Genomic DNA, 20977 nt, shown 5'->3' with positions numbered 1-20977 from the left:
GGTAATTCCTCAGAAACTGTGGGAAAAACGCACGGCGACGGCATAACCCTCGGTACGGTTACGAGCGTCGAATTCCTTGTAAGCATGCACCCAGACAGGTGGCAGCCCCGGCTGGAAAAAGCTCACTGCAGGTCCGATGGCCAGTACCCGGGCGCGGTTGCCGTAGGTAATGTTGGGTGCGTCATCGTCGCTGAGCTGGCGGTAGTAGTAACCGCCAATACCGGCTGTCCAAGGCCCGAAATGCTGGCCCACTGCGAACTCGTGGCGGTACTCAGTTCCGCTCTTGTAATCCGTAGAATGGTTACGGGTGTTCACGTCCAGCTCGAAGCTGGATGACACCTCGAATCCTGAATCACTGATATAGGTGGCGTTGACGATAGGTGAAAACGTCCAGTGGTTGAGGCCGGGGCTGACCAGACGGTTCTTGTCGTAATCGCCGGTGGGTGCCTGAATCTGGAACTGCGCGTTGATACCAAGGTTACGTGAGGGCGTCCATTGTAGAATCAGTGGCAACACCTGCAGGTCCGCCTGCCGGAATACGTGAGTGCTGTCCGAAAAGACGGTGGTGCCGCCCACCTTGACCTTGAGATCAGCGTCTATGTCGAAAAAAGGCGCGATCACACCAAACCCGTATTTTGCACCCAGCAGTTCGGTATCGGTCATGCGGATATAAGCCAGGCCGAGTGAGAGGACGCCAAGGGAAAAATCAGTCCCGTTGTCTCGGCCGTGGCGGTCTTTGACAGTATTGGCCCAGTAGTAGTTGGTACGCAGGCCAACGGTGCCTGTTGGCGACGGTGGCGGTGTGAACCCGGCGCCAAAATCATAGACACCAAAGGCTGTTGTAGGGGCTCCGTCCTCAGTCGCCTGGACGGGATGAGTCAGGAATAAAGTGGCTAACAATACGGAGCTAATTGTTGTGATCTTGTATGCTTCGTACATCGAAACCTCTCCCTTTGTTTTTTCTTAGGGTGGGGGAGGTCAAGCGAGGGTTGTTATCCGGATTTGGCAAAACTGGTCATATAGTCTTCACGAACACGGCGTAAAGTGGCGGATGGTTTTTCGCCAAACAATTTGGCGTAGTCGTTGGCAAAGCGGCTCAGGTGCCAAAAGCCCCATTGGGCTGCTACGTCCTGCACCGAAACCGTGCCGTCACTGTGACAAAGCGCACGGTGCGCCGCATTCAGGCGCAGCGTACGCAGATAAGTGGTCGGGTTGACGCCCAACGCCTCCTGAAAACAGTACTGCAGTTTGCGTCGGCTGGCGCCGATGCGGTTACAGAGTTCCAAAATCGAAGGCGGCGTTTCCTGACACGAAAGCGCATACTCGCGGGCTCGGTCTACCATCCGCTTGCGGGCTGTGGGAGTTAGTGCCGGAACCTCTTCGCCAGCATCGAGCAGATCCAGAAGGTGCAACAGAACGGTTTCCCGGATACCGTTTCGGATAGCCTCGTGCCTCAAGAGGCCTTGACTCTGGCTTTGCGTATTTGCGATGTCGTCAAGCAACCTGACGAACTCGCTGTAACGCTGATGGGGGCGGAGACGGTAACACTTCGGCAAGTCGTCAAGTGTGAACGGGCTCTGTTGCTGCTCTAGGATGGGAAGCAGCTCGGCCTCTGCAACGGTGATGCATAGCAGGTCGAGATTGGCAGGCGTCTGCAACTCTGGCAGGTGAGCGCCGCGGGCGACCAACAGGCTGGCTTCTCTCAACGAGTGTCCGCCGCAATGAAGCTCGCACGCTTCGTTGAGGGGCAGGCTGAATGCAATCGCACCTGGCCATGCCGAGCCGTTCTTGCGCAATGCCTGATTGCACCGATCGCGGGTCAGATGCATCCAGTCCAGCTGGATATCGATCAGTTCGCCCTCGAAGCGTCCAGACGAGACCTGGTCATAATGCAATGCCCAGCCTGTCATGGCGTGGGAGTGCTCCGATACGTCCTGAGTATGGGTGTGATGCATTCGAGCCTTTACCGGTAACGCAGCCTTGATGTCTTGGTGCATTTTGGAAACCTTTCTGCTCGTTAAAGGCCTTTCCTGCGTACTGAGGCAAGTTCTGTTCCTCAACGTACCATCCAGACGTAGATGTGCCAAAAATGGCTATTTGGTAGCGCGTTCACACCAGGGCCATCTTGGATTCAGGCAGCGTCATGCCACCGTCAACGACCAGGGTCTGCCCTGTAATGAACGAGGCGGCCTCTGAGGCCAGAAATAGCATCGCACCGGCAATGTCGGACGGCTGACCAAGCCGCCCGAGCGGGATGCCGGCCCTGATCTGTCGGGTAAGGTCGCTGTCGCCCAGATTACCCATCGCAGGTGTCTGAATCATGCCCGGTTCGACGCCATTCACCCGAACGTTATGGTGTGCCAGTTCCAGGGCGGCATTACGGATGAATCCGTTCACGCCGGCCTTGGCCGCCGCGTAATGACAGAGTCCGGGATAAGCGACTCGAGGTCCTGTCACAGAAGACGTAACCAGTACACATCCCTTGCCCTGTAGCCGGAACAGTGGCAATGCCTGCTGCGTCAGCCAGAACAGGGATGACAGATTGACGGCCAGGGTACGCTCCAGCACTTCAGGTGTAATATCGGCGAACGGAGTTAGTGGAAAGTAGCCGGCGTTGTGTACCAGGGCATCCAGCCGGCCGTAGATTTGCTTGACGGTTTCCATGAGTGTCCTGATCTGATCGCGCTCGGCCAGGTCTACCGGATGGGCGGTCACGTGTCTTCCTTCCTTTTGCAATCCCTGCGCGACCGCTGCTGCGTTCTCCGCATTGAGGTCGGCAATGACGACCTGTGCGCCAGCTCCGGCAAAGTGCTCGACAATTCCTCGCCCGATGCCTTGGCCGCCCCCGGTGACGAGAACGACCTTGCCGGTAAAGTCGTGTATCGATCCTGCTGATGTCTGATCCTGCATCATCCTGCTCCTGCGGTTATGTCGAATGAAAGTAGGCCCGCCACTGGGCCTGTGTTTACGTTGGCTGTTGCGCTGGCGTGGCTGGCCTTACAGGTGCTCGTAGGCAAGCGTGGGCACATCGACGATGCTGGATCCACCGTCCGCCACGATTGAAGCGCCTGTGATGATCGAGGCTTCAGGAGAAAGCAGAAACCGGCAGACTTCAGCGATCTCCGCTGATGTGGCGGGGCGGCGAAGAGGGACATCGCGGGTTACCCGGCTATACGCCGCCTCAAGACTTTCGCCGTAATGCTGCATCAGCGGCTGCATCTCTTCGTCGGCCATCGGCGTTTTCACCCAACCTGGGCAGACCGCATTGACGCGGACGCCGGCAGGGCCATAATCCTTGGCGAGTGAGCGGGTCAAGCCGATCAAGGCATGTTTGGCGGTGGTATAGCTGCAAACTTCCCCTCCTGCGGCCAGCGAGGCGATTGAGCCTAGCAGCACGACAGCGCCCCGTCGCTCGATCAATGAGGGCAGGCACGCCCTGACGCTGTAGAAAGCGGTGTCCAGATTGCTTTGCATTGCTTGCTGCCATCGGGTATCGCTGGTCTCGAGTGCAGTGCCCTGGCCCAGACCGCCCGCTGACGCCACAAGGCCATCGATGCTGCCGAAGCGTTCGATGATCCGAGGGATGAACGTCTCCCAGTCCGCGCTGCTGGCCGCATTGCCCGTCAGTACCAGCCCACCTGTACGAGCGGCTACCTCCTCTAGCGGTTCCCGACGGCGACCAATGAGTACAAGCTGGGCGCCTTCATCGGCAAGGCGATAGGCGCATGCCTCACCGATACCGCTACCGGCCCCGGTGATTACGTAGGTTTTCACCTCATTCATGGCCTGGGTACTCGGTTGTGTTGAGGATTCTGCTGAATGAGCCAACCGGGAAGTTCGACCACTGCCCTAGATCATCACCCGTATGGCCGCAAATCTTTCCGTCGCTGCGGTGTTGCTTCAGGTCGATCAGCACCAGCCCGAGCGTAGGAATGATCTTTTCCCGCCATACGAACAGATAGAGCTCGTTCTCCAGCTTGAAATAATGGCAGCGGTCCGTATCGGCCAGCCCACGTTCAACGCCACTCAGGCAATGCCAGCTGTAGAGGTTTTCGTTGAGATAGATGTGTTCATAAACCTCATGAGGACTGTAGGCGTAGCAGTTGCGGATGCCGACCAGTTCGTGGGTCGGCTGATGTGGGTGATTCGCTTCCGACGGTGATGTACCTGAATAAAGGCCCTGTATCGTCCCATGAGTGAACTGCGCCGAGACTGGCGTTAGATCCTGGCCCGACAAGGCACACCTGAACAGATCGCTGCGCTGATCATCCTGCGTTGGGAGCTGCCCGTAGACCCGCGTGAAAACGCCTTGCTTCACGTCCAGCACGAGGCTGGTCGAGGCAGTGGAGGTGTCGGTCTGCTGAAGGAAGTCGATCAGGTAGATCCCTTCCCGGATGGAAGTGACACGAGAGGCCGCCTCGTGAGATGTCGAATGGTCTGCAGAGGACCAGCCAACCGCATTTTGGCTGAAGCGGTAGGTAATGGATTCGCCGGACGGGCCGTCGAGCACCAGCGTCCTGCCGTTGAGGTCGTTCGAGACAGGCAACGTGTAGTTGTCGAGGTTGAAGCCATCGGCCAGTGCGCCTACGGTGATCCAGTCCTGTTGTTGGGTCATGTCATACACTCCGTTTGATAGGTGAGGTCATCATCCACCAGCGGCCTGGCGCCCGGTATCAACCAGATGGTTGAGGTCGGCAGGAGAACGCTCACAGAAACAGGTGCCGGATCAATTCAGTGCGGTTCGTGACGTTGAACTTGCGATACAGGTTATTCAGGTGCGTTTTAACGGTCGGTAGTCCCATATCCAGATGCCGCGCCAGCGCCTTGTTGCTCAGGCCATCCTTGAGTGCCAACGCAATGTCCTGCTCTCGAGGCGTCAGGCCGGTCAGGCGGGCTGTCTCGCCAGGTTCATGGATGAAGGCCAACGGCAGCGTAAGCTCCAGTAGACTTTGCAGGCCTGTCAGCCGCTCTATCTCTTCGGCTGTAAATGCGCCTAGTGCCCGTGTGCGCAGAAGCGAGATACCAAATGCCGGCCGTCCGGCCTGATAGGTCAGGATTTCGATGACATCGCAAATGGAGTAGGTATCGAGAAAGGTGGCGTATCGGCGCGAGCGATGTGCTTCTTGCCGAGTCGCTGCCACGCTGAGGGGAACGACTGCCAATCCCAGTTCGTGACAGCAGATGGGCCGCAACGGATCAAATTCGCGGTAGACGTCCAGGTAGCACTGATGTACCTGAGGCGTCATAGTCAGCAGCTCGTAGTGGTGAGCCTCAAGCTGCTGATTTACCTGATAGAGCACGGCAGAGGAAGCCGGTACGATTCGCGTTACCGCCTGTAGGCATCGCTGTTTGCCTTCAGTGGCCGGCATCATGACGAAGGTCTGCCTGGGCTCTGATTTATGCAGCCGCGAGGTAGTGTTTGACAAACCCATCACTGACGACTTCCCACAGGACAGGTGTGCCCTTGGTGACAGACCAGCTATCTCCGGTCTTGTAATGGGTACTTTTGCCTGTGGATTCGTCAGTTAGGATGACCTCACCATAAACAACCGTTGCCTGCTCATTGAACGGGTACACCATTCGGAACTTGCTTTTAGTGGTACCAAAATAAGCAGAGCTGACCGGATCGGTCGGCGCACCAAAGGTCATTTTGCCAAAGCACTTGCCGTCGCCTTCCAGGATTTCCGAACCCAGATCCGCCACGGTGCCCCAGGCTTCAAGATCGGTCAGTGCGGTGCCTTGTTTAACAGTGAATAACGACATGAAATGGTCCTTTTCGTTAAGGGGAAATATCAGCGGCGGCCTGTCATGTAGCCGGCGCTCTGATGCATGATCTTGCCCAGGCTGCAGATAACCGGGCGGAAATGATCCTTGCCTATGATGTTGCTATGGCGAACCGAGCTGATCAGGTCGTAGCGGGCAGAACCCTCGCTCATGCCCTCAGCCAGAACCTTGCAAATAATGTGGCTTGGCGTTACGCCGAAGCCTGAATAGCCCTGTACGTAGAACGCATTGGGCCGACCGGACAAGGTGCCGATCTGTGGAAACAAGTTGGCACCGCATGCCATCGGGCCACCCCAGGCCAGATCGATCTTCACGTCCTTGAGGTATGGGAAGATCTTGAGCATCAGGTTGCGGTTCCAGGCCTTCAGGTCTTTGGGGATATAGTCGAGATAAGGCGTAGCAGCGCCAAATAGCAACCGGTTCTCGGCCGTAACGCGGTAATAGTCAATGACCGGGCGGATATCGCTGTAGGCCCCACGGATTGGGCTGATGCGTTCGATCAATTCATCCGAGAGCGGCTCGGTCATGATCTGGAACGCATAGGTGTTGATCGTTTTGGTATGGAGTTCCGGCTCCAGCTTGTTGAGGAAGCTGTCGCATGCCCAAAGCAGCTTGCTTGCCCTGACAGAGCCCTGCCCGGTGCGCACAGTGATCCGCTCACCATACTCAACGGCAAGGGCAGGGCTGTGCTCGAAGATCTTGACGCCATAGCTGGCTAGCGCCTTGGCCTCGCCCAATAGCAGGTTGAGTGAATGAACATGACCGCCGCCCATGTGCAACAGGGCGCTGGTGTAGGCTTCCGATCCAATGATGCGGCGGACTTCCGAGCCTGTCAGCAAGGCAATCTCATGGCCGGAGTTCAGTGATTTGAATTCTTTTTCCCAGGTGCGTAGTGTCTTTTCCTGGCGTGCGTTAAAGCCCATATAGCCGTAGCCATGATGGAAGTCCGCATCGATATTGTATTTCTGAATCCGGCCCTTGATGATGTCAGCGCCTTTGTCACTGATCTCGAAAATAGTCTTGAGGCCGTCTTCACCTACTTGGTTCTTGATCTTGTCCAGGTCATGACCAATACCCGCCATGATCTGTCCGCCATTACGGCCCGTGCCGCCAAAGCCCAGGTAACGACCTTCGAGCACCACGATATTGGTGATGCCTTTCTCGGCTAGCTCAAGAGCGGTATTGATTCCTGAAAAGCCGCCTCCGATCACAACGACGTCGGCTTCGATGTCCGCATCGAGCGTTGGGAAGCTCAGATTGTATTTCTTGGTAGCGGTGTAGTAGGTAGGCGTTTCTATTGTAATCATGGGACTGCCTGGACGAACGAAAATAAAAGTGACCGTTTGAGCCACGCTAGCAAGCTCATGCCTCTATTAATGCAGCGTTCGGGTGGCAAGAATTGTTCCTGGCTGCCATGGGACTTGATCCTCGCTGCCGACCCGCCTTGACAGCATCCAAATCGTCCGCAACGACGTGATGTTGTGCAGCGGGCTCATCTACTAATGTGTAGCGTGACGTACCGTTTTGCGTCTTACTGCCGAGCCGCCATACCAAGCAGGCATCACTTATGTGGAGGCTACGGGTTTAATCAGGCGAAAGGGGGAGGGGTAGCGTTTGCAGGTACATTATGCGTGCGAGGCTGGAGCGCAGCAGACGGATCGTCCTGACGAATCGATACGCATCGGTGAGGCTTACGGCCCTCTCCCTTAAAAGGCGCTGGGAGTACCGCTCAGACGCCAGGCATACCCTAGTTAGCTGCATGCCGTTTAAAAACCGCCGCCGGTAGGACTACTGCGCAACACATGTCTAAGCTTTGCTATGATTTAATTGGTAATACCAGCCCATAAAGATTTTCTTTTTTTACCCACCTACTAAGGAATAAGCAGGGCAAGACAAGCGACCGAAAGCGTGGTGCGCGCCGCGTATCAGGGGATACGCCTGCGTTCGGGCAAAATAGCGTTAAAAGAGCTGGTAGCTAACCGTCCAGTCGCACGTCGGGGTCTCCACGGCAACGACCATCAACCGATCACGGCCCTGGCCGTCTGGTTTGCTTGCAGAAAATAGGGTAGACAGGCGATTTCCATACACCGAGCCTTTATCGAGGCGCCAGGAGCGACCATAGCTTTCAACGCTTTGCAGGCACTCCAGTATCAGCCGGCCGGCCGGCTCCTTTAAAAGCTCGTACGTATTGCTAATAAAGTGACTCATACCTTGTTTGCTCCCTTTCAGTTCACTTCACCACCCGAACCCAAACTGCTCCCTGATACAACAGGCAGACCTTATCGCTAGACATGATCACATCGTGAAAATTTCGTGAAAAAAATGTAAATAGATTATTGGCTGGCTGCAAAGCACGGCGTACAGTCTGGATACGGAAATGCCAGAGTTCGTTGATATGGATCAGCCTTTTCCACGCGGCTACCCAGGTGCGCTTGGTCAAAGTGCTGCAATGACATGCCTATCCCTTATATGAGCCCACCCATGAGTATCCAGCCTGCGCCATTGAAGCCCGAGAATCCGGACCAGCCGACCCTTTACAGTCACACCGCTCAGTCGGACATCGAAGTCTTCAGGTTTGAGCAAGACGCAATTATGGTTGTGTGCAGTTCCGGCTCAGAAGCGTCTGAATCCACAGGTGAGGTTGATACTGCCGCGCTGCAGGCTCTGCTGGTTTCGCAGGAGATAAATGTCTCGCGAGCTTTTCTGCTTTGTCAGAAACACCCAGGCAGCTGGGCCTGTTATGACTATCGATGCGGTGAACTCTTAGCGGTCCGATTGCTGGAGCCGGATGGTCTTAGCGTATTGGCTTACATTTGTGATGAGTTGGAACTCAACGAGTATCCACGGGAGCTGGTGGATCAGATGTGCCGGAGCGAGGCGGGCAAGGTATCGTGACAACTACGGGCGATACCTCAGTTAAGTTCGAGTATGCCCTCACGAACAATCAATAGCGCCAATCCTATCAACGCTAATCCTTCAAGCTGAAGCATAGGGTCCAGCGGGTCGAATGCCAGGCAACCTGCACCGCTCAGGCAGAGTAATGTACCCAGAGCAAACAGCATTGCGGTTATCCTCCGTGATCATTATCAAGATCTGCTTTTACATTACGTAGTCATTTTACCCTAAGCCGTACGCCTTTTCAGTGGGTCGTCAAGTGATTCGCAAGCAAGGACGAAACGGCGCTGCAAGGATTGACAGGCGTTAAATCAAAAATGGTTACCTGAATGTGTGGGTAGCGTGCTCTGGCTGGGACTGGGTGACAGGCCAGCCACTGCTTTCAACGCTCGTGTACTGTATGGGTCTGATGAAAACTTTATAGTCACGGTGTTCAGAGATTTTTAAGGAGCCAGTCATGACGTTTGCGCGGCTTTGTCGTAGCGCGGTTGTCGTTGCGTTGATTCTTTATGGGGTTCAAGGTGTACGAGAAGGTTTCAATCCCCTTCACTGGTCCTCTCGAGACGTATTCGTCCTGCTGAGTGCATGGGCGATTTATCTGGTCATCCTAGTGGGTGAATCATGGCGTCGAGGACGGCATCAGCAATAAGCCTGTTCAACAAAAGAGAAGTCCGTCACAGGTGTGTGCACTTAACTGCTATCAGGTCGACAAGCGGTCTGTGACTTGGTGAACTTGTGGAGGCAATTTGACACTTATATGCCAGCATTGCGTGCCATCTCGCAATGCTCCTTAATGGTCAAATAGCAAAACGCAGGTGATGTGATGCTGGCGCGAGTAGTTGCTCTTTTGGTGTGCATGGCCACAGGATTGATAGTAGCAGACTGGCTGGGACTGATAAGCAGGGTTTCGGCGCTTACACTGTCTGGCACCCTCAGCGTTGTAACGATGCTTTTTGCGTTAACAATTTCCGCACTCTACATCTATACCCGCCTGGATTGATTTCGTTCCATCAGGTTGCCTAGCGCTGGATAATCGGCGACGTGCTCAGAACTATTCATTGACTGAACGATACTGCAAATAGCACAAAGGGAGCCTAAGCTCCCTCTCAACCATGCTGCACGATGCCTTTTGTTTTTCTTGTATGGCCCTAAGCAACCCCTGGATGCTTCGGATGCATTATGTTGTCTTTAAGTGAACGGATTACTTTAGACACTTCACAAGCTCTAAAATGATCAGTTCGCTTCGCCACTTTCAATCTTGTTTTTGTTGTTTTGAAGTGATCTGTTTTATTTGTTGTTCTTGTTATACCAGGAATAAAGCAGGTGCCGTGCCAACTTTAAAAAAATCTTTATTAATCAGTGACTTGAAGGTTTTGCCTGTTTTGGTGTTCCGATGCTGTTCCTGATTTCGTTACGCATTGACCCAGCACTGTCACCATGGCGTAACAGGATTGTTACGAAGGGCTTATGAGGCAGTTACCGGCAGGCTCAAACACATTGGGTCTTCAACAGCTCAAGCCCGAACGCCTTCTTCTCTTAGCCACTGATTGATCATTGCATGCGTTTTCGGCGCAGGCGTGATTAAGCATAGAGGGCTTCCGCTGGAGCCTGGACGATGTTGATGCAGGCACACAGCCCCATCGTAACGAACGATCCCCGGGAGCGGATAAGGGTATCAATCGCCTGATGGCTATTGTTAACGTCTTGTCATCAATCATGTGCCTGTCTGAATGCCATTATGCAGCGCACTAACGCGACGGTCGCTTGTCCCACCCCCTAATGAGCTCGTTGGAGTCGAGCCTGTATCTGGAATAGGGGAGTCGGAAGGCATTCCATGATTGTTTACATTGTGATGAGCAGGCGCACCGTATGATGCTGGTGCTGATTGTCGTACTGCCGCTGCTTGGCAGCCTGTTACCTATAGTGTTTGATCGGGGCGGTCGACGCCTGCCTGCCATTGCGGCCTCGATACCCGCGGCGATTGCCTTCTTCATCCTGTTGAATTTGCGCTCCAGGTTGGCAGAGGGAGCCGCCATCACTGTTTCGTACACATGGCTGGAAAACCTGGGCTTCAACCTGAGCCTTCGTCTGGACGGGCTGAGTTTTCTTTTTGCCTTGCTGATTCTGGGGATCGGCCTTCTGGTCATTCTCTACGCGCGATACTACCTATCGTCTGAGGAGGCCATTGGACGATTCTACAGCTACCTGCTGTTATTCATGGCAGCCATGCTGGGGGTCGTTCTTTCCGAAAACGTGCTGCTGATGCTCGTCTTCTGGGAAATCACCAGTCTTTCCTCGTTTCTGCTAATCGGTTTCTGGTCCCATCGCTCCGACTCGCGACGCGGGGCGCGAATGGCCCTGACGATTACTTCAGGCGGGGGGCTTGCCCTGTTGGCAGGCATACTGTTGCTGGGGCACATTGCAGGCAGCTTCGAGCTGAGCCAGATCCTGGTTTCCGGCTCACGTATCGTCGAACATCCTCTCTATCCGCTGATGCTGGTGCTGATTCTGCTAGGTGCCTTTACCAAGTCTGCCCAGTTTCCGTTCCACTTCTGGCTTCCTCACGCGATGGCAGCGCCCACGCCTGTTTCAGCCTATCTGCACTCAGCCACCATGGTTAAGGCTGGCATTTATCTCATGGCACGCCTGTATCCGGCTATTTCGGGTACAGATGAGTGGTTCTATATCGTCAGCCTTACCGGGTTGGTTACCCTGGTGCTTGGGTCAGCCATGGCCTTCTTTCAGCAAGACCTTAAAGGGCTGTTGGCCTATTCCACCATCAGCCATCTGGGCCTTATCACCTTGCTGTTCGGGCTGGATACCGACATGAGTTCGGTAGCTGCCATCTTCCACACCATCAACCATGCGACGTTCAAGGCCTCACTGTTCATGGCGGCGGGGATCATCGACCATGAGACCGGTACGCGTGACCTGCGTCGGCTGGGAGGGCTCTACCGTTACATGCCGCATACGGCATTGCTTGCGATCGTCGCGTCGTTGTCGATGGCAGGAGTGCCGTTACTCAATGGTTTCCTGAGCAAGGAAATGTTTTTGAGTGAGACCCTGGAGCAAGGGTTGCTGGGTCCGTTCAATTGGGTCATTCCCGTCGTCTCCACCATTGCCAATCTGCTCACCATGGCATATTCCGTACGCTTCATTCATCAGGCGTTTCTGGACAAGACGCCTGATCACTCGGCAATGCCTCACTTTCCACCCCATGAGCCGCCGTTCTGGATGCGCGCGCCGGTCAATATCCTCGTCTTGCTGTGTGTCCTGGTAGGTCTGATGCCTGAGCAGACCGTAGGCGATCTACTTGCGCTGGCGGCACGGGTTTCATTAGGCGGACCGTTACCCGAATACAGTCTGGCCCTCTGGCATGGGTTCAATCTGCCTCTTGTCATGAGCCTCATTGCGCTGGGCGGTGGCGTACTGCTGTACTTTGGAATGCGGCGTCCCCTGTTTCGCCTGTATAACCAACTTCCTGATGCCGAAGCGCGGGATGTGTTCGAGGGCGCAATCCAGTGTCTGGTCCGGCTGACCGTCCTGTTTACCGAACGTGTAGAGAACGGCTCGCTACAACGATACATGACGCTTATGCTGATAGGCGTACTGCTCGTAACCGGGAGTGCCTTGTGGGATCTCGAGGTAGTGACGGGGCCGGTGGCGATGACTCCACTCGACCCGGTTACCTCGGCAGGGCTGGTGATTCTTATGGCCGCCTCGATTTCAGTCGTCCTGTTCCACCGTCGGCGGTTGCAAGCCATCGTCTTTAGCAGTGTAGCCGGATTGATGGTGTCTCTGCTGTTTGCCCGGTTCTCGGCGCCTGATCTGGCATTGACTCAGTTGTCGGTTGAGGTTGTCACCACGGTCCTGCTGGTACTGGCACTGTTCTTCCTGCCCTGGCATACACCGCGTGAGTCCTCCGCACTGCGAGGAGGACGGGACGGCCTACTGGCGGTGGGATGCGGTGGGTTGGTTTCTTTGCTGGCCTATGCGGTACTGACGCGGCCCTACGAGAGCATTGCGCAGTTCTTCCTGGACCGGAGCGTACCGGAAGGCGGCGGCAGCAACGTCGTCAACGTGATTCTGGTGGACTTTCGGGGGTTCGATACGCTGGGCGAAATCAGCGTACTGGCCATTACCGGCATCGCCGTCTACGCCATGCTGGACGGGCTAAACCCTAAACTTCCCGAGCGGGGGCTGGGTGGGTACCCCTGGATACGTGATCGGCACCCTCTGATGCTCAAGGTTATGGCCAAGCTCCTACTACCGCTGGCCCTGCTGGTTTCCGTCTTTATATTTCTGCGTGGCCATCAGTTGCCCGGTGGCGGCTTTATAGCTGGCCTGATCACAACGGCAGCGTTGATCCTGCAGTACATTGCCAGTGGGCTTCGTTGGACGACTGCACGCTTGCCTCTCGATTATCGCCGCCTGGCAGGCAGCGGCATTTTGCTGGCCGGGGCGACAGGGCTGGTCGCATGGCTGTTTGGCAAGCCCTTCCTGACCTCTGGGTTCACGCACCTGCATATTCCAGTGATCGGTGACGTCGAACTGGCCAGCGCGACGCTGTTTGATCTGGGCGTCTACCTAACCGTTGTAGGCTCCTCGTTGCTGACACTGGCGCATTTGGCCTCAAGCGGCCGACCGCAAGAGGAGGGCGTGTCCTGATGGAACTGTTATTTGCCATCACCTTGGGTGTGCTGACAGCGAGCGGTGTTTATCTGATGCTACGTGGGCGTACGTTCCCGGTCGTATTGGGAATGACCCTGATCACTTATTCCGTGAATCTTTTTCTTTTTGCCATGGGGCGCTTGTCGACCGGTGCTGCCCCCATCATTGGTCAAAGCCAGACCTATGCTGACCCCTTGCCCCAGGCGCTGGTGCTGACTGCCATCGTCATCAGCTTTGCGATGACAGCATTCGTGCTGGTGCTGTCCATCCGTGCGGTTTGCGAACTTGGAAACGATCACGTGGACGGAGAGGAACAATGAGTCATGTGATCATCCTGCCGATTCTACTGCCGCTTTTCAGCGGGGCGGCCCTGTTACTGTTCAATAGTATGACATCGCAAAACAAACGGTACTTTTCAGCGTTGGCTACCTTCCTGCTGATCCCGCTGTCAGCGTGGCTGATCACTGTTGCTGCCCGCGATGAAATCGTAACCTACACCCTCGGTAACTGGCCGGCTCCCTTTGGCATTCTGCTGGTGCTGGATCGGCTGAGTGCGATTATGGTGCTGATTACATCGGTTCTGGCGAGTGGTGCCATACTCTATGCCTGCCAGGGCGACGATGCTCGCGGCCCTAATTTTCATGCGTTATTCCAGTTTCAGGTAGCCGGCCTGAATGGCGCCTTTCTTACCGGCGACCTGTTCAATCTGTATGTCTTCTTCGAAATCCTGCTGATCGCCTCCTACGCGCTGCTGTTGCACGGCGGTGGCAAGGAGCGCACAAGTGCGGGCCTGCACTACATACTGCTTAATCTCCTGGGCTCGTCGTTGTTTCTGGTGGCCGTAGGCGTGCTGTATGGGCTGCTAGGCACCCTGAACATGGCACATCTGTCTGAACGCATCGCACAGGTAGGGCCGAACGATGCCCCGCTGATTGCAGCCGCCGGGCTCCTGCTACTGTTAGTCTTTGCACTCAAGGCAGCCCTGCTGCCTCTTTACTTCTGGCTACCACGTGCCTACGCAGGGGCAACGGCTCCGGTCGCTGCATTGTTCGCCGTGATGACAAAGGTCGGTGTATATTCGATTTTGCGCATCTATGCGCTGCTGTTCGGCCCTGACGCCGGAGCATTATCTCATCTGGCGCAACCCTTGCTGTGGCCTCTGGCCTTGCTGACCCTTGCCCTGGGGTCCATTGGTGCCCTGGCGGCGCGCCAACTTCAGGAGCTGGTGGCTTATTTGGTGCTGGTATCGGTGGGGCTGCTGTTGGCTGGTATGTCGCTTGGACGTGTGGAATCGATCTCGGCTTGTCTGTTCTACTTGATTCATACCACATGGATTACCGGAGGGCTCTTCCTGCTCAGTGATATGGTCGCCAGGCAGCGAGGGGAAACCGGGGCCCGACTGGAGAAAGGGCCTACCCTGCGACAGCCCATGCTTCTGGGCAGCCTGTTTTTCATTGGGGCGGTGTCCATAGCGGGCCTGCCGCCGTTTTCAGGATTTTTTGGAAAACTGCTGATCCTGAAGTCTGCACCACTTTCGGAGGCGCGCTGGCTCTGGCCGGTATTGCTGATCTCCAGTCTCGGCCTCGTCATTGCATTAAGCCGGGCGGGCAGTACGGTGTTCTGGCGAGGCGGTGAGGGCATCGCCGGGCAGGAGAGGGCAAATGGCTGGCGCCTGCTAGCCGTGATAACGCTGATGTCCGCCAGTGTCGTGCTGGTAGTCGTCGCAAAACCGCTGACGCTTTACCTTGACCAGGCTGCGCAACAAATCATGTCTCCAGCGGCTTACGCCAGTGCTGTATTACAGGAGGGTAGCCGATGAACCTATTGTTTCCGCATCCATGGTTAAGCGCAGTTCTGGTAGTGCTCTGGTTGCTATTGGTCAACAGTATCAGTCTGGGAAGCTGGATTATGGGCCTTTTCCTGGGCTGGGCTATTCCACGGTTATGTACTCGAATGTGGTTCGAGAACGCGCGGCCCCAACATGGCTGGCTGACAGTTAAGTTGCTTCTTAGAGTTACCAGGGACGCACTCGTCGCTAACATTCAGGTAGCTGTACTGGTCTTGGGGCCGACACGGCGGCTCAATCCCATCTTTGTCGAGGTACCTGTGGATATTCGGGATGACCTTGGCCTTACCCTGCTCATGAGTATCATCTCGCTGACGCCTGGAACCGTATCGGCTGAACTCAATGAGGATCATTCCCTCATTCTGGTTCATGCACTCAACGAAGAAGATCCCGCGCAGCTGATTAGAAGTATCAAGACGCGTTACGAGCAGCCGCTGATGGAGATATTTCCATGCTGACCATTGTGATTCCTATTTGCCTGGCTCTATGTACTATTGCCGTGCTGCTGGCGTTTATCCGGCTGGTACGAGGGCCACATCAGTCCGATCGTATCCTGGCGCTGGACACCCTTAACATCAACGCGATTGCATTGATTGTACTGTTTGGCCTGTGGCTGGACTCAAACCTGTTTTTCGAAGCGGCGCTGATCATTGCGTTGATGGGGTTTATCAGCACGGTCGTACTGGCCAAATTCATTACCCGTGGCGACATCATCGAGTAAGGAGACATATGAACCCATGGCTTGAAGGTATTGTTTGTGTATTACTCCTGGTGGGTAGCGTATTTACGTTGATTGGCTCGATTGGGCTGTTACGGCTGCCTGATTTCTTTACCCGGCTGCATGGCCCAACCAAGGCCACGACGTTGGGCGTAGGCAGTACCGTCATTGCATCCATGCTGTATTTCACGACCCAGCACGATGGCCTCAGCCTGCATGAATTGCTGATTCCCCTGTTTTTGTTCATTACCGCGCCCGTCAGCGCTCAAATCCTGTGTAAAAGCGCAATGCAACAGCGATTGAAACGCACCGAAAAGACCAAAGGCGAACCCTGGCAGCCTTGAACCTATGTAAGGTGCGGCGTCTGCAGACCGATTGAACGTGCGCCTGTCTTCCGTTGAACTCTACCGATAGCCTTGCAAGGCGTGGGAAGCGCAGCAGAGCGGGTCATGACTCTGCAGCTGGCCGCCGCGCTCATGCTTTGCCCGTCGCGCTATAGACCTACCGTTGTCACGAAGAGCCAGAACGTCGCAGGGCTGGACCGTATATCGTCGATGGTTTAGTGAACGACTCCGGCCCGTTGCCCCTCACATCTGTAGGTTTTGAATACCTCATACACCGGCCAATGCACCAGACAGGGGGCGTTATGTTTTTCGATAGTTGGAGTGGGTTGATCCGGGTCATCGTAGTCGGAACGGCGGCCTATGTCTGTTTGATTGCGCTTTTGCGTATCTCGGGCAAACGGACATTGGCCCAGCTCAATGCCTTTGATTTTGTCGTGACGGTAGCATTGGGCTCAACCCTGGCTACGGTGCTGTTGTCGTCCAGCGTGGCGCTGGCAGAAGGGTTGACTGCGTTCGCGCTGCTTATTGGTCTGCAGTATGTGGTTACCTGGAGCAGCGTTCGCTGGCCAGCTGTGCGTAAGCTGGCCCGATCGTCGCCGTCCCTGTTGGTTTACCAAGGGAAATGGATGCATGACAACCTACGGAGCAACCGTGTCACGGAAGATGAAGTCATGCAGGCCCTGCGGACTCAGGGAAAAAGTGCATTGAATGAAGTCGGTGCGGTGGTGCTTGAGACAGACGGCAGTTTTTCCATCCTCCAAAATGCACCTGAGAAGGCGCTTTGAGAAAGGCGATAGCAGCGGCACTCAATCAGTACTCCCGCTCCAGTTCGGCCCGTAGCTGCTCAAGTCGCCGCCGGTCTTCGTCCATTGCCAACGCCTGGCTGGCACGCGTGTAGGCCAGCTCGCTTTGCCTGACAGCAGCGACGCGCATTGCATCATTATCCGGGTGGCTAAGGGAAAAGAGTGCTTTTTGCAGGCGTATGTTTACCTCGATCATGGCTGCGCCATCCCGTGCGATTGGGGTAAACAGATCGTCGAACAGGTCATTCACGTCAAGGGGCCTTATGTAAATGCGGCTTAAGACCTGTTCGACTGGAGGTGAACATTTAGGCCGATTTGCCACACAGGCGAATACTCTCACCGCGCGTCCAATGACATCAATGGCTGTACCCTGATCATTGAAGCCTGGGGACAGCGCTCGTGAGGCGATCTCGGCCATTACCGAAAGGCCGAAGCGAGGATCATGTTCAAAAGTACGTTGCTCACCCATGACAAAGGCATTCCGGAGCTCGTCGTCACATTGCTCATTGAGTCCGTCTACCCATGCTAAAGGGCAACCAGGATCAACGAAACTGCCAGGCAAGACATTCACGTATACGCGACTTCGCTCATGTTTGGTCAGCTCCGCCAGAGCCGGCATGTCCAGATGCTGTATATACCCAATCCGGTTTGCGTATACAGGGCGGCCTAGGGTTTTATAGAAGGCGTTCTCCGGTAATGGATTGCCGCCCAGGTAGGGTTGCTCCAGGCGGTGCTGTAGCGCCTTAAGGGTGACACGTTCAACTTGGGCTGTGGTTTCGCCTACCCGACCTAGGCTGCTTAAGCGATCAATCCAGCGTAGCAGGGCATAGATAATCAGGACGATGACCGAAAGCGTTACCGCAAACAGAATAACGCGCCCCTTGGCGCCATAGAGCCCAGTGCTTAGCGCAACGATTCCGACAAGACTGAAAATAAACGACCCAATAAAGGTCGAAAGAGCATTTTGTGTAGTAGGGTCCTCTACCAGTAAAGAGGTTGCCCGTGGGGTAACATTATTGGTGGCTGAACTGTAGGCTGATACTGTGGTGCTTAGAGAAAAGGTAGTAACGGCCAGCATACTTGACGCAATGATGCCCAAAATATTGTCAACGGCATCGGCGCCGATCTTGGTAGGAAGCTCATCTGGAATGTACGGGGCAAACACTAAGGCCAGTAGAGCGGTCACAACGCCCAATACCGAAAAAAGCGTTGCCCTAAACCAGGGGCGCTTGCTCTTCCTAAGTAAAAACCATTTCCATCGTTCGACCATTGCTCCGCTCCATCAACTACCCAAGTTTCTATAGCGACCCGGCGCTCATGGGTGGGTTCGGTTGATGTCCTCTTTTCCTGTGACTGGAGGAGCGGTGTCATGCCGTGACCAAACGAAAAGTTGATCTGCTCTATTGCTTGCGGCGCCCCTTGTTGCATGACCCAGTCGCTCGTTTAATGCATAGGTTGCGCAACCTATCTTCAGCTTTTGCCTCGTTGCGCTCCTGGAGATCTCTATTACGCTGAAAATGATTTCGCGTAATCATTACAGGTGTTTCATGAGCGTCAATGCAAGAGCGATTCCCCTTTCCCTGGTGTGCCTATTGGCCGCCTGCTCCAGCGGCGGTAATACGGAGTCCTATGTCACCGCGCCCGGTGCGCCCAAGCAGGCGATGACCAAGACCCTGGAAACCGGTGCCGACGTGTTGCAGAGCAAGCCGCCTATCGAAGCCCTCAATGCCTACCTGGACGGTTTCCACTTCTATAACGGGCACCCGCATGGGCAGATGGAGGCTCATCACTACTGCTCGGTCCTTAACGAACAGGTCATCCAGTGTGTCATTTATGACGGCAATACCAGGGATGCCAAGATCATGGGCGTGGAGTACATCATCGATGAGGCGCTCTTCAAGCAGCTGCCTGCCGCGGAGAAAGCCCTGTGGCACAGCCATGTCCACGAGGTGAAATCGGGGCAGCTGGTAGCACCCGGGATCCCCGAACCGGCGGAGCATAAGCTGATGGAAAAGCTTGTTCATACGTATGGAAAAACCTGGCATACCTGGCACACAGACCAAGACAAGACCTTACCGCTGGGTGTCCCTCAGTTGATGATGGGATTTACTGCCGACGGCCAGGCCAATCCACAGATGGTCGAGGCGCGTGATCGTCGTATGGGCATCGACAGCAAGGCGAAAAAAGCTGCCCGGGCCGATATCGTCGCTCCGGCCATCGATCCCGGTGCCGATGCCTGGCAAAAGGGAAGGATCATCCAAATCAAGGATCCCACTGGGTCTCAAAATCATGGCGCGCATTCGCAGCCCTGAAGGTAAAACGACCCAGGCATGGTTCTTGTGCCTGGGTCGATTGCACAAGGCTCAGCTCAGCCGGTTATAGCCGCCCGGCACGCCCCGCTTGGATAAGACCCACTGCCACAACTGGATATTCCGGGCGCGAAAGGCGGCAGCGCAAGACTGCAGGTAATACGTCCACATGCGATAGAAGCGTGTGCCGAGTTTTTTCTCAAAGCTTGGCCAGGCAGCATCAAAGTGCTTAAACCAGGCCATTAGCGTCTTGTCGTAGTCCGCTCCGAAATTATGCAGGTCTTCAGCCACAAATAATTCATCAAGGGCATCGCCTATCTGACCAATCGAGGGAAGGTCGCCATTAGGAAAAATATACTTGTCGATCCAGGGATCGGGAGAGGAATGCCGCTGATTCTTGCCAATGGTATGGAGCAGAAAGAGTCCATCATCCTTCAGGCAGCGATGAGCGACCTCCATGAACGTCCTGTGGTTCTTGCGCCCAACATGCTCGAACATACCAATGCTGACGATGTGGTCAAAAGGCTCATCCAGGTCGCGATAATCCTGCAGCCTGAATTCGAGCGGCAGTCCTGCGTATTGGCGTTTGGCAAACTCTGCCTGTTCTCTTGAGATCGTAACCCCTACACACGTAACGCCATAGTGCTCCGCTGCGTAGCCCATGAAACTGCCCCAGCCGCAGCCGATATCCAACACCTTCATGCCGGGACGCAGGCTGAGCTTTCGGCAGATGAGGTCAAGTTTGGCTTCCTGCGCAGAAGCAAGGTCCGTCGCATTTTTCCAGTAACCGCAGGTGTACGTCATCCGCGGATCCAGCATGGCGGCATAAAAGTCATTACCGAGATCGTAATGTGTTTGCCCAACCTGCCAGGCACGGCTTTGGGTCTGAAGGTTGAACAGTTGACTTCTCAGGTAATGAAACACCAGCCGCGACGGCTGTATGCGCGAGGACAAGTCTGCCTTCAGGATGCGGTAGATGAATTCATCCACCCGACCGACATCCCAGTCGCCATTAACGTACGTCTCGCCCAGGCCCAGGTTGCCTCGAGCAAATGCCTGCTCTGGAACGCCCTTGTTATGTAGCCGGATGTCCCAAGGGCTGGAACCGTTGACCTTGATTCCAGCAAGATCGAGCAATTCTTCGAAGTAGTCGAACGTTCGGGTATGGTCGGGACAGTAAAGCTCTTCATCCTGATGCTTGTGCGAAACTATAGCCATGCGCCTTTATCTCCTTGATCCTGTCAAAGTTGCTCATGACTTCCGTGAACGTACTGCTCCTTTTGATTGAATAAAATGTACAGCGGATGTGGTAGGCCAAAAGAGTGCTTTGAGTGAAATAGTGTTTTTCTATTTATATGAAACGTGGAGTGCACCTGGCCTCGAAAGTGCTCTCTCTGAATACACATTTTGTAAAATTTACTGATGGCATTTTGTTCAATAAGTTCGCGACGAAGCGCAGGAAAAACGCTTCCATGAACATTAAGTTCGCAGGGAGGAGGAGCGAAAAAATAGCTCCAGGTAGAACCACGCTCCTGAGCTGACGTACCATATTTCTCCTGCCCGCGCTTTTGCGCAGCGGCTTCATACCCCTTGCTATTGCCTCGGAG

General features: G+C 55.0%; 22 protein-coding genes. 10 read left to right on the top strand and 12 right to left on the bottom strand.

Annotated elements, in window-relative coordinates; translation table 11 throughout:
• Positions 1 to 9 precede the first annotated feature (9 nt).
• The 9 genes from B3729_RS11465 to B3729_RS11425 form a co-directional block, all read right to left on the bottom strand.
• The gene (locus B3729_RS11465; RefSeq protein ID WP_286787944.1) at positions 10 to 939 is read right to left on the bottom strand and encodes a SphA family protein; all 930 of its coding nucleotides are present in this window, start codon (positions 937 to 939) and stop codon (positions 10 to 12) included.
• 53 nt (positions 940 to 992) lie between these two features.
• Positions 993 to 1997 carry a helix-turn-helix domain-containing protein gene (locus B3729_RS11460; RefSeq protein WP_286787943.1) on the bottom strand — a complete coding sequence of 335 codons (1005 nt, stop codon included), beginning with the start codon at positions 1995 to 1997 and terminating at the stop codon, positions 993 to 995.
• A gap of 112 nt (positions 1998 to 2109) precedes the next feature.
• Positions 2110 to 2910 carry an SDR family oxidoreductase gene (locus tag B3729_RS11455; protein WP_286787942.1) on the bottom strand — a complete coding sequence of 267 codons (801 nt, stop codon included), beginning with the start codon at positions 2908 to 2910 and terminating at the stop codon, positions 2110 to 2112.
• 87 nt (positions 2911 to 2997) lie between these two features.
• Positions 2998 to 3783 (bottom strand): SDR family NAD(P)-dependent oxidoreductase, encoded by a 786-nt coding sequence (locus tag B3729_RS11450; RefSeq protein WP_286787941.1) that lies wholly within the window; start codon positions 3781 to 3783, stop codon positions 2998 to 3000.
• Positions 3776 to 4615 (bottom strand): MoaF C-terminal domain-containing protein, encoded by an 840-nt coding sequence (locus B3729_RS11445; RefSeq protein ID WP_286787940.1) that lies wholly within the window; start codon positions 4613 to 4615, stop codon positions 3776 to 3778. The genes B3729_RS11450 and B3729_RS11445 overlap by 8 nt, the downstream gene beginning before the upstream one ends.
• A 91-nt stretch (positions 4616 to 4706) precedes the next feature.
• Positions 4707 to 5372 (bottom strand): helix-turn-helix transcriptional regulator, encoded by a 666-nt coding sequence (locus B3729_RS11440; protein WP_083397910.1) that lies wholly within the window; start codon positions 5370 to 5372, stop codon positions 4707 to 4709.
• 25 nt (positions 5373 to 5397) lie between these two features.
• Positions 5398 to 5763, bottom strand: a complete 366-nt coding sequence (locus B3729_RS11435) for a cupin domain-containing protein (RefSeq protein ID WP_074826021.1) — start codon at positions 5761 to 5763, stop codon at positions 5398 to 5400.
• A 29-nt stretch (positions 5764 to 5792) separates the two neighbouring features.
• Positions 5793 to 7091 (bottom strand): NAD(P)/FAD-dependent oxidoreductase, encoded by a 1299-nt coding sequence (locus tag B3729_RS11430; protein WP_019366256.1) that lies wholly within the window; start codon positions 7089 to 7091, stop codon positions 5793 to 5795.
• 652 nt (positions 7092 to 7743) lie between these two features.
• Positions 7744 to 7992, bottom strand: a complete 249-nt coding sequence (locus tag B3729_RS11425) for a hypothetical protein (RefSeq protein ID WP_010799045.1) — start codon at positions 7990 to 7992, stop codon at positions 7744 to 7746.
• A gap of 273 nt (positions 7993 to 8265) precedes the next feature.
• Between B3729_RS11425 and B3729_RS11420 the strand changes: the two genes are divergently transcribed.
• A complete protein-coding gene (locus B3729_RS11420) occupies positions 8266 to 8679 on the top strand; it encodes a hypothetical protein (protein ID WP_286787939.1) in 414 nt (137 codons plus the stop codon).
• Positions 8680 to 8696: 17 nt separating this feature from the next.
• On the opposite strand, the gene B3729_RS11415 is transcribed toward B3729_RS11420, so the two are convergent.
• Complete coding sequence (locus tag B3729_RS11415; protein WP_010799047.1) at positions 8697 to 8846, bottom strand: hypothetical protein; 150 nt, start codon at positions 8844 to 8846, stop codon at positions 8697 to 8699.
• 290 nt (positions 8847 to 9136) lie between these two features.
• On the opposite strand from B3729_RS11415, the gene B3729_RS11410 reads away from it, so the two are divergent.
• The 8 genes from B3729_RS11410 (at position 9137) to B3729_RS11375 (ending at position 17043) form a co-directional block, all read left to right on the top strand.
• On the top strand, positions 9137 to 9328 hold the full coding sequence (locus B3729_RS11410; protein WP_286787938.1) for a hypothetical protein: 192 nt from the start codon (positions 9137 to 9139) through the stop codon (positions 9326 to 9328).
• A gap of 1220 nt (positions 9329 to 10548) precedes the next feature.
• Positions 10549 to 13347: a monovalent cation/H+ antiporter subunit A gene (locus B3729_RS11405; protein WP_286787937.1), complete on the top strand. Its 2799-nt coding sequence runs from the start codon at positions 10549 to 10551 to the stop codon at positions 13345 to 13347.
• Positions 13347 to 13670, top strand: coding sequence for a Na+/H+ antiporter subunit C (locus B3729_RS11400; protein WP_010799052.1), 324 nt, complete (start codon positions 13347 to 13349; stop codon positions 13668 to 13670). Before B3729_RS11405 ends, B3729_RS11400 begins: the two co-directional genes overlap by 1 nt.
• A complete protein-coding gene (locus B3729_RS11395) occupies positions 13667 to 15169 on the top strand; it encodes a monovalent cation/H+ antiporter subunit D (protein WP_286787936.1) in 1503 nt (500 codons plus the stop codon). Before B3729_RS11400 ends, B3729_RS11395 begins: the two co-directional genes overlap by 4 nt.
• Positions 15166 to 15654: a Na+/H+ antiporter subunit E gene (locus B3729_RS11390; protein ID WP_286787935.1), complete on the top strand. Its 489-nt coding sequence runs from the start codon at positions 15166 to 15168 to the stop codon at positions 15652 to 15654. The genes B3729_RS11395 and B3729_RS11390 overlap by 4 nt, the downstream gene beginning before the upstream one ends.
• The gene (locus B3729_RS11385; protein WP_010799055.1) at positions 15648 to 15917 is read left to right on the top strand and encodes a K+/H+ antiporter subunit F; all 270 of its coding nucleotides are present in this window, start codon (positions 15648 to 15650) and stop codon (positions 15915 to 15917) included. The genes B3729_RS11390 and B3729_RS11385 overlap by 7 nt, the downstream gene beginning before the upstream one ends.
• Before the next feature lie 8 nt (positions 15918 to 15925).
• Positions 15926 to 16258, top strand: a complete 333-nt coding sequence (locus B3729_RS11380) for a Na+/H+ antiporter subunit G (RefSeq protein ID WP_010799056.1) — start codon at positions 15926 to 15928, stop codon at positions 16256 to 16258.
• A gap of 302 nt (positions 16259 to 16560) precedes the next feature.
• The gene (locus tag B3729_RS11375) at positions 16561 to 17043 is read left to right on the top strand and encodes a DUF421 domain-containing protein (protein ID WP_074826005.1); all 483 of its coding nucleotides are present in this window, start codon (positions 16561 to 16563) and stop codon (positions 17041 to 17043) included.
• A gap of 25 nt (positions 17044 to 17068) precedes the next feature.
• On the opposite strand, the gene B3729_RS11370 is transcribed toward B3729_RS11375, so the two are convergent.
• Positions 17069 to 18331 (bottom strand): DUF2254 domain-containing protein, encoded by a 1263-nt coding sequence (locus tag B3729_RS11370; protein WP_286787934.1) that lies wholly within the window; start codon positions 18329 to 18331, stop codon positions 17069 to 17071.
• 277 nt (positions 18332 to 18608) lie between these two features.
• Between B3729_RS11370 and B3729_RS11365 the strand changes: the two genes are divergently transcribed.
• Positions 18609 to 19373 carry an OBAP family protein gene (locus B3729_RS11365; RefSeq protein ID WP_286787933.1) on the top strand — a complete coding sequence of 255 codons (765 nt, stop codon included), beginning with the start codon at positions 18609 to 18611 and terminating at the stop codon, positions 19371 to 19373.
• Between the two features lie 51 nt (positions 19374 to 19424).
• Here the strand turns inward: B3729_RS11365 and cfa are convergent, their stop codons facing one another.
• Positions 19425 to 20588, bottom strand: a complete 1164-nt coding sequence (gene cfa, locus B3729_RS11360; protein WP_286787932.1) for a cyclopropane fatty acyl phospholipid synthase — start codon at positions 20586 to 20588, stop codon at positions 19425 to 19427.
• Between the last annotated feature and the right edge of the window lie 389 nt (positions 20589 to 20977).

This window comes from Pseudomonas sp. UBA3149 (assembly GCF_002364655.1).
GTDB lineage: Bacteria > Pseudomonadota > Gammaproteobacteria > Pseudomonadales > Pseudomonadaceae > Chryseomonas > Chryseomonas luteola.
Note: the sequence above shows the minus strand (reverse complement) of the source record. Positions and strands in the feature narration are given on the sequence as shown.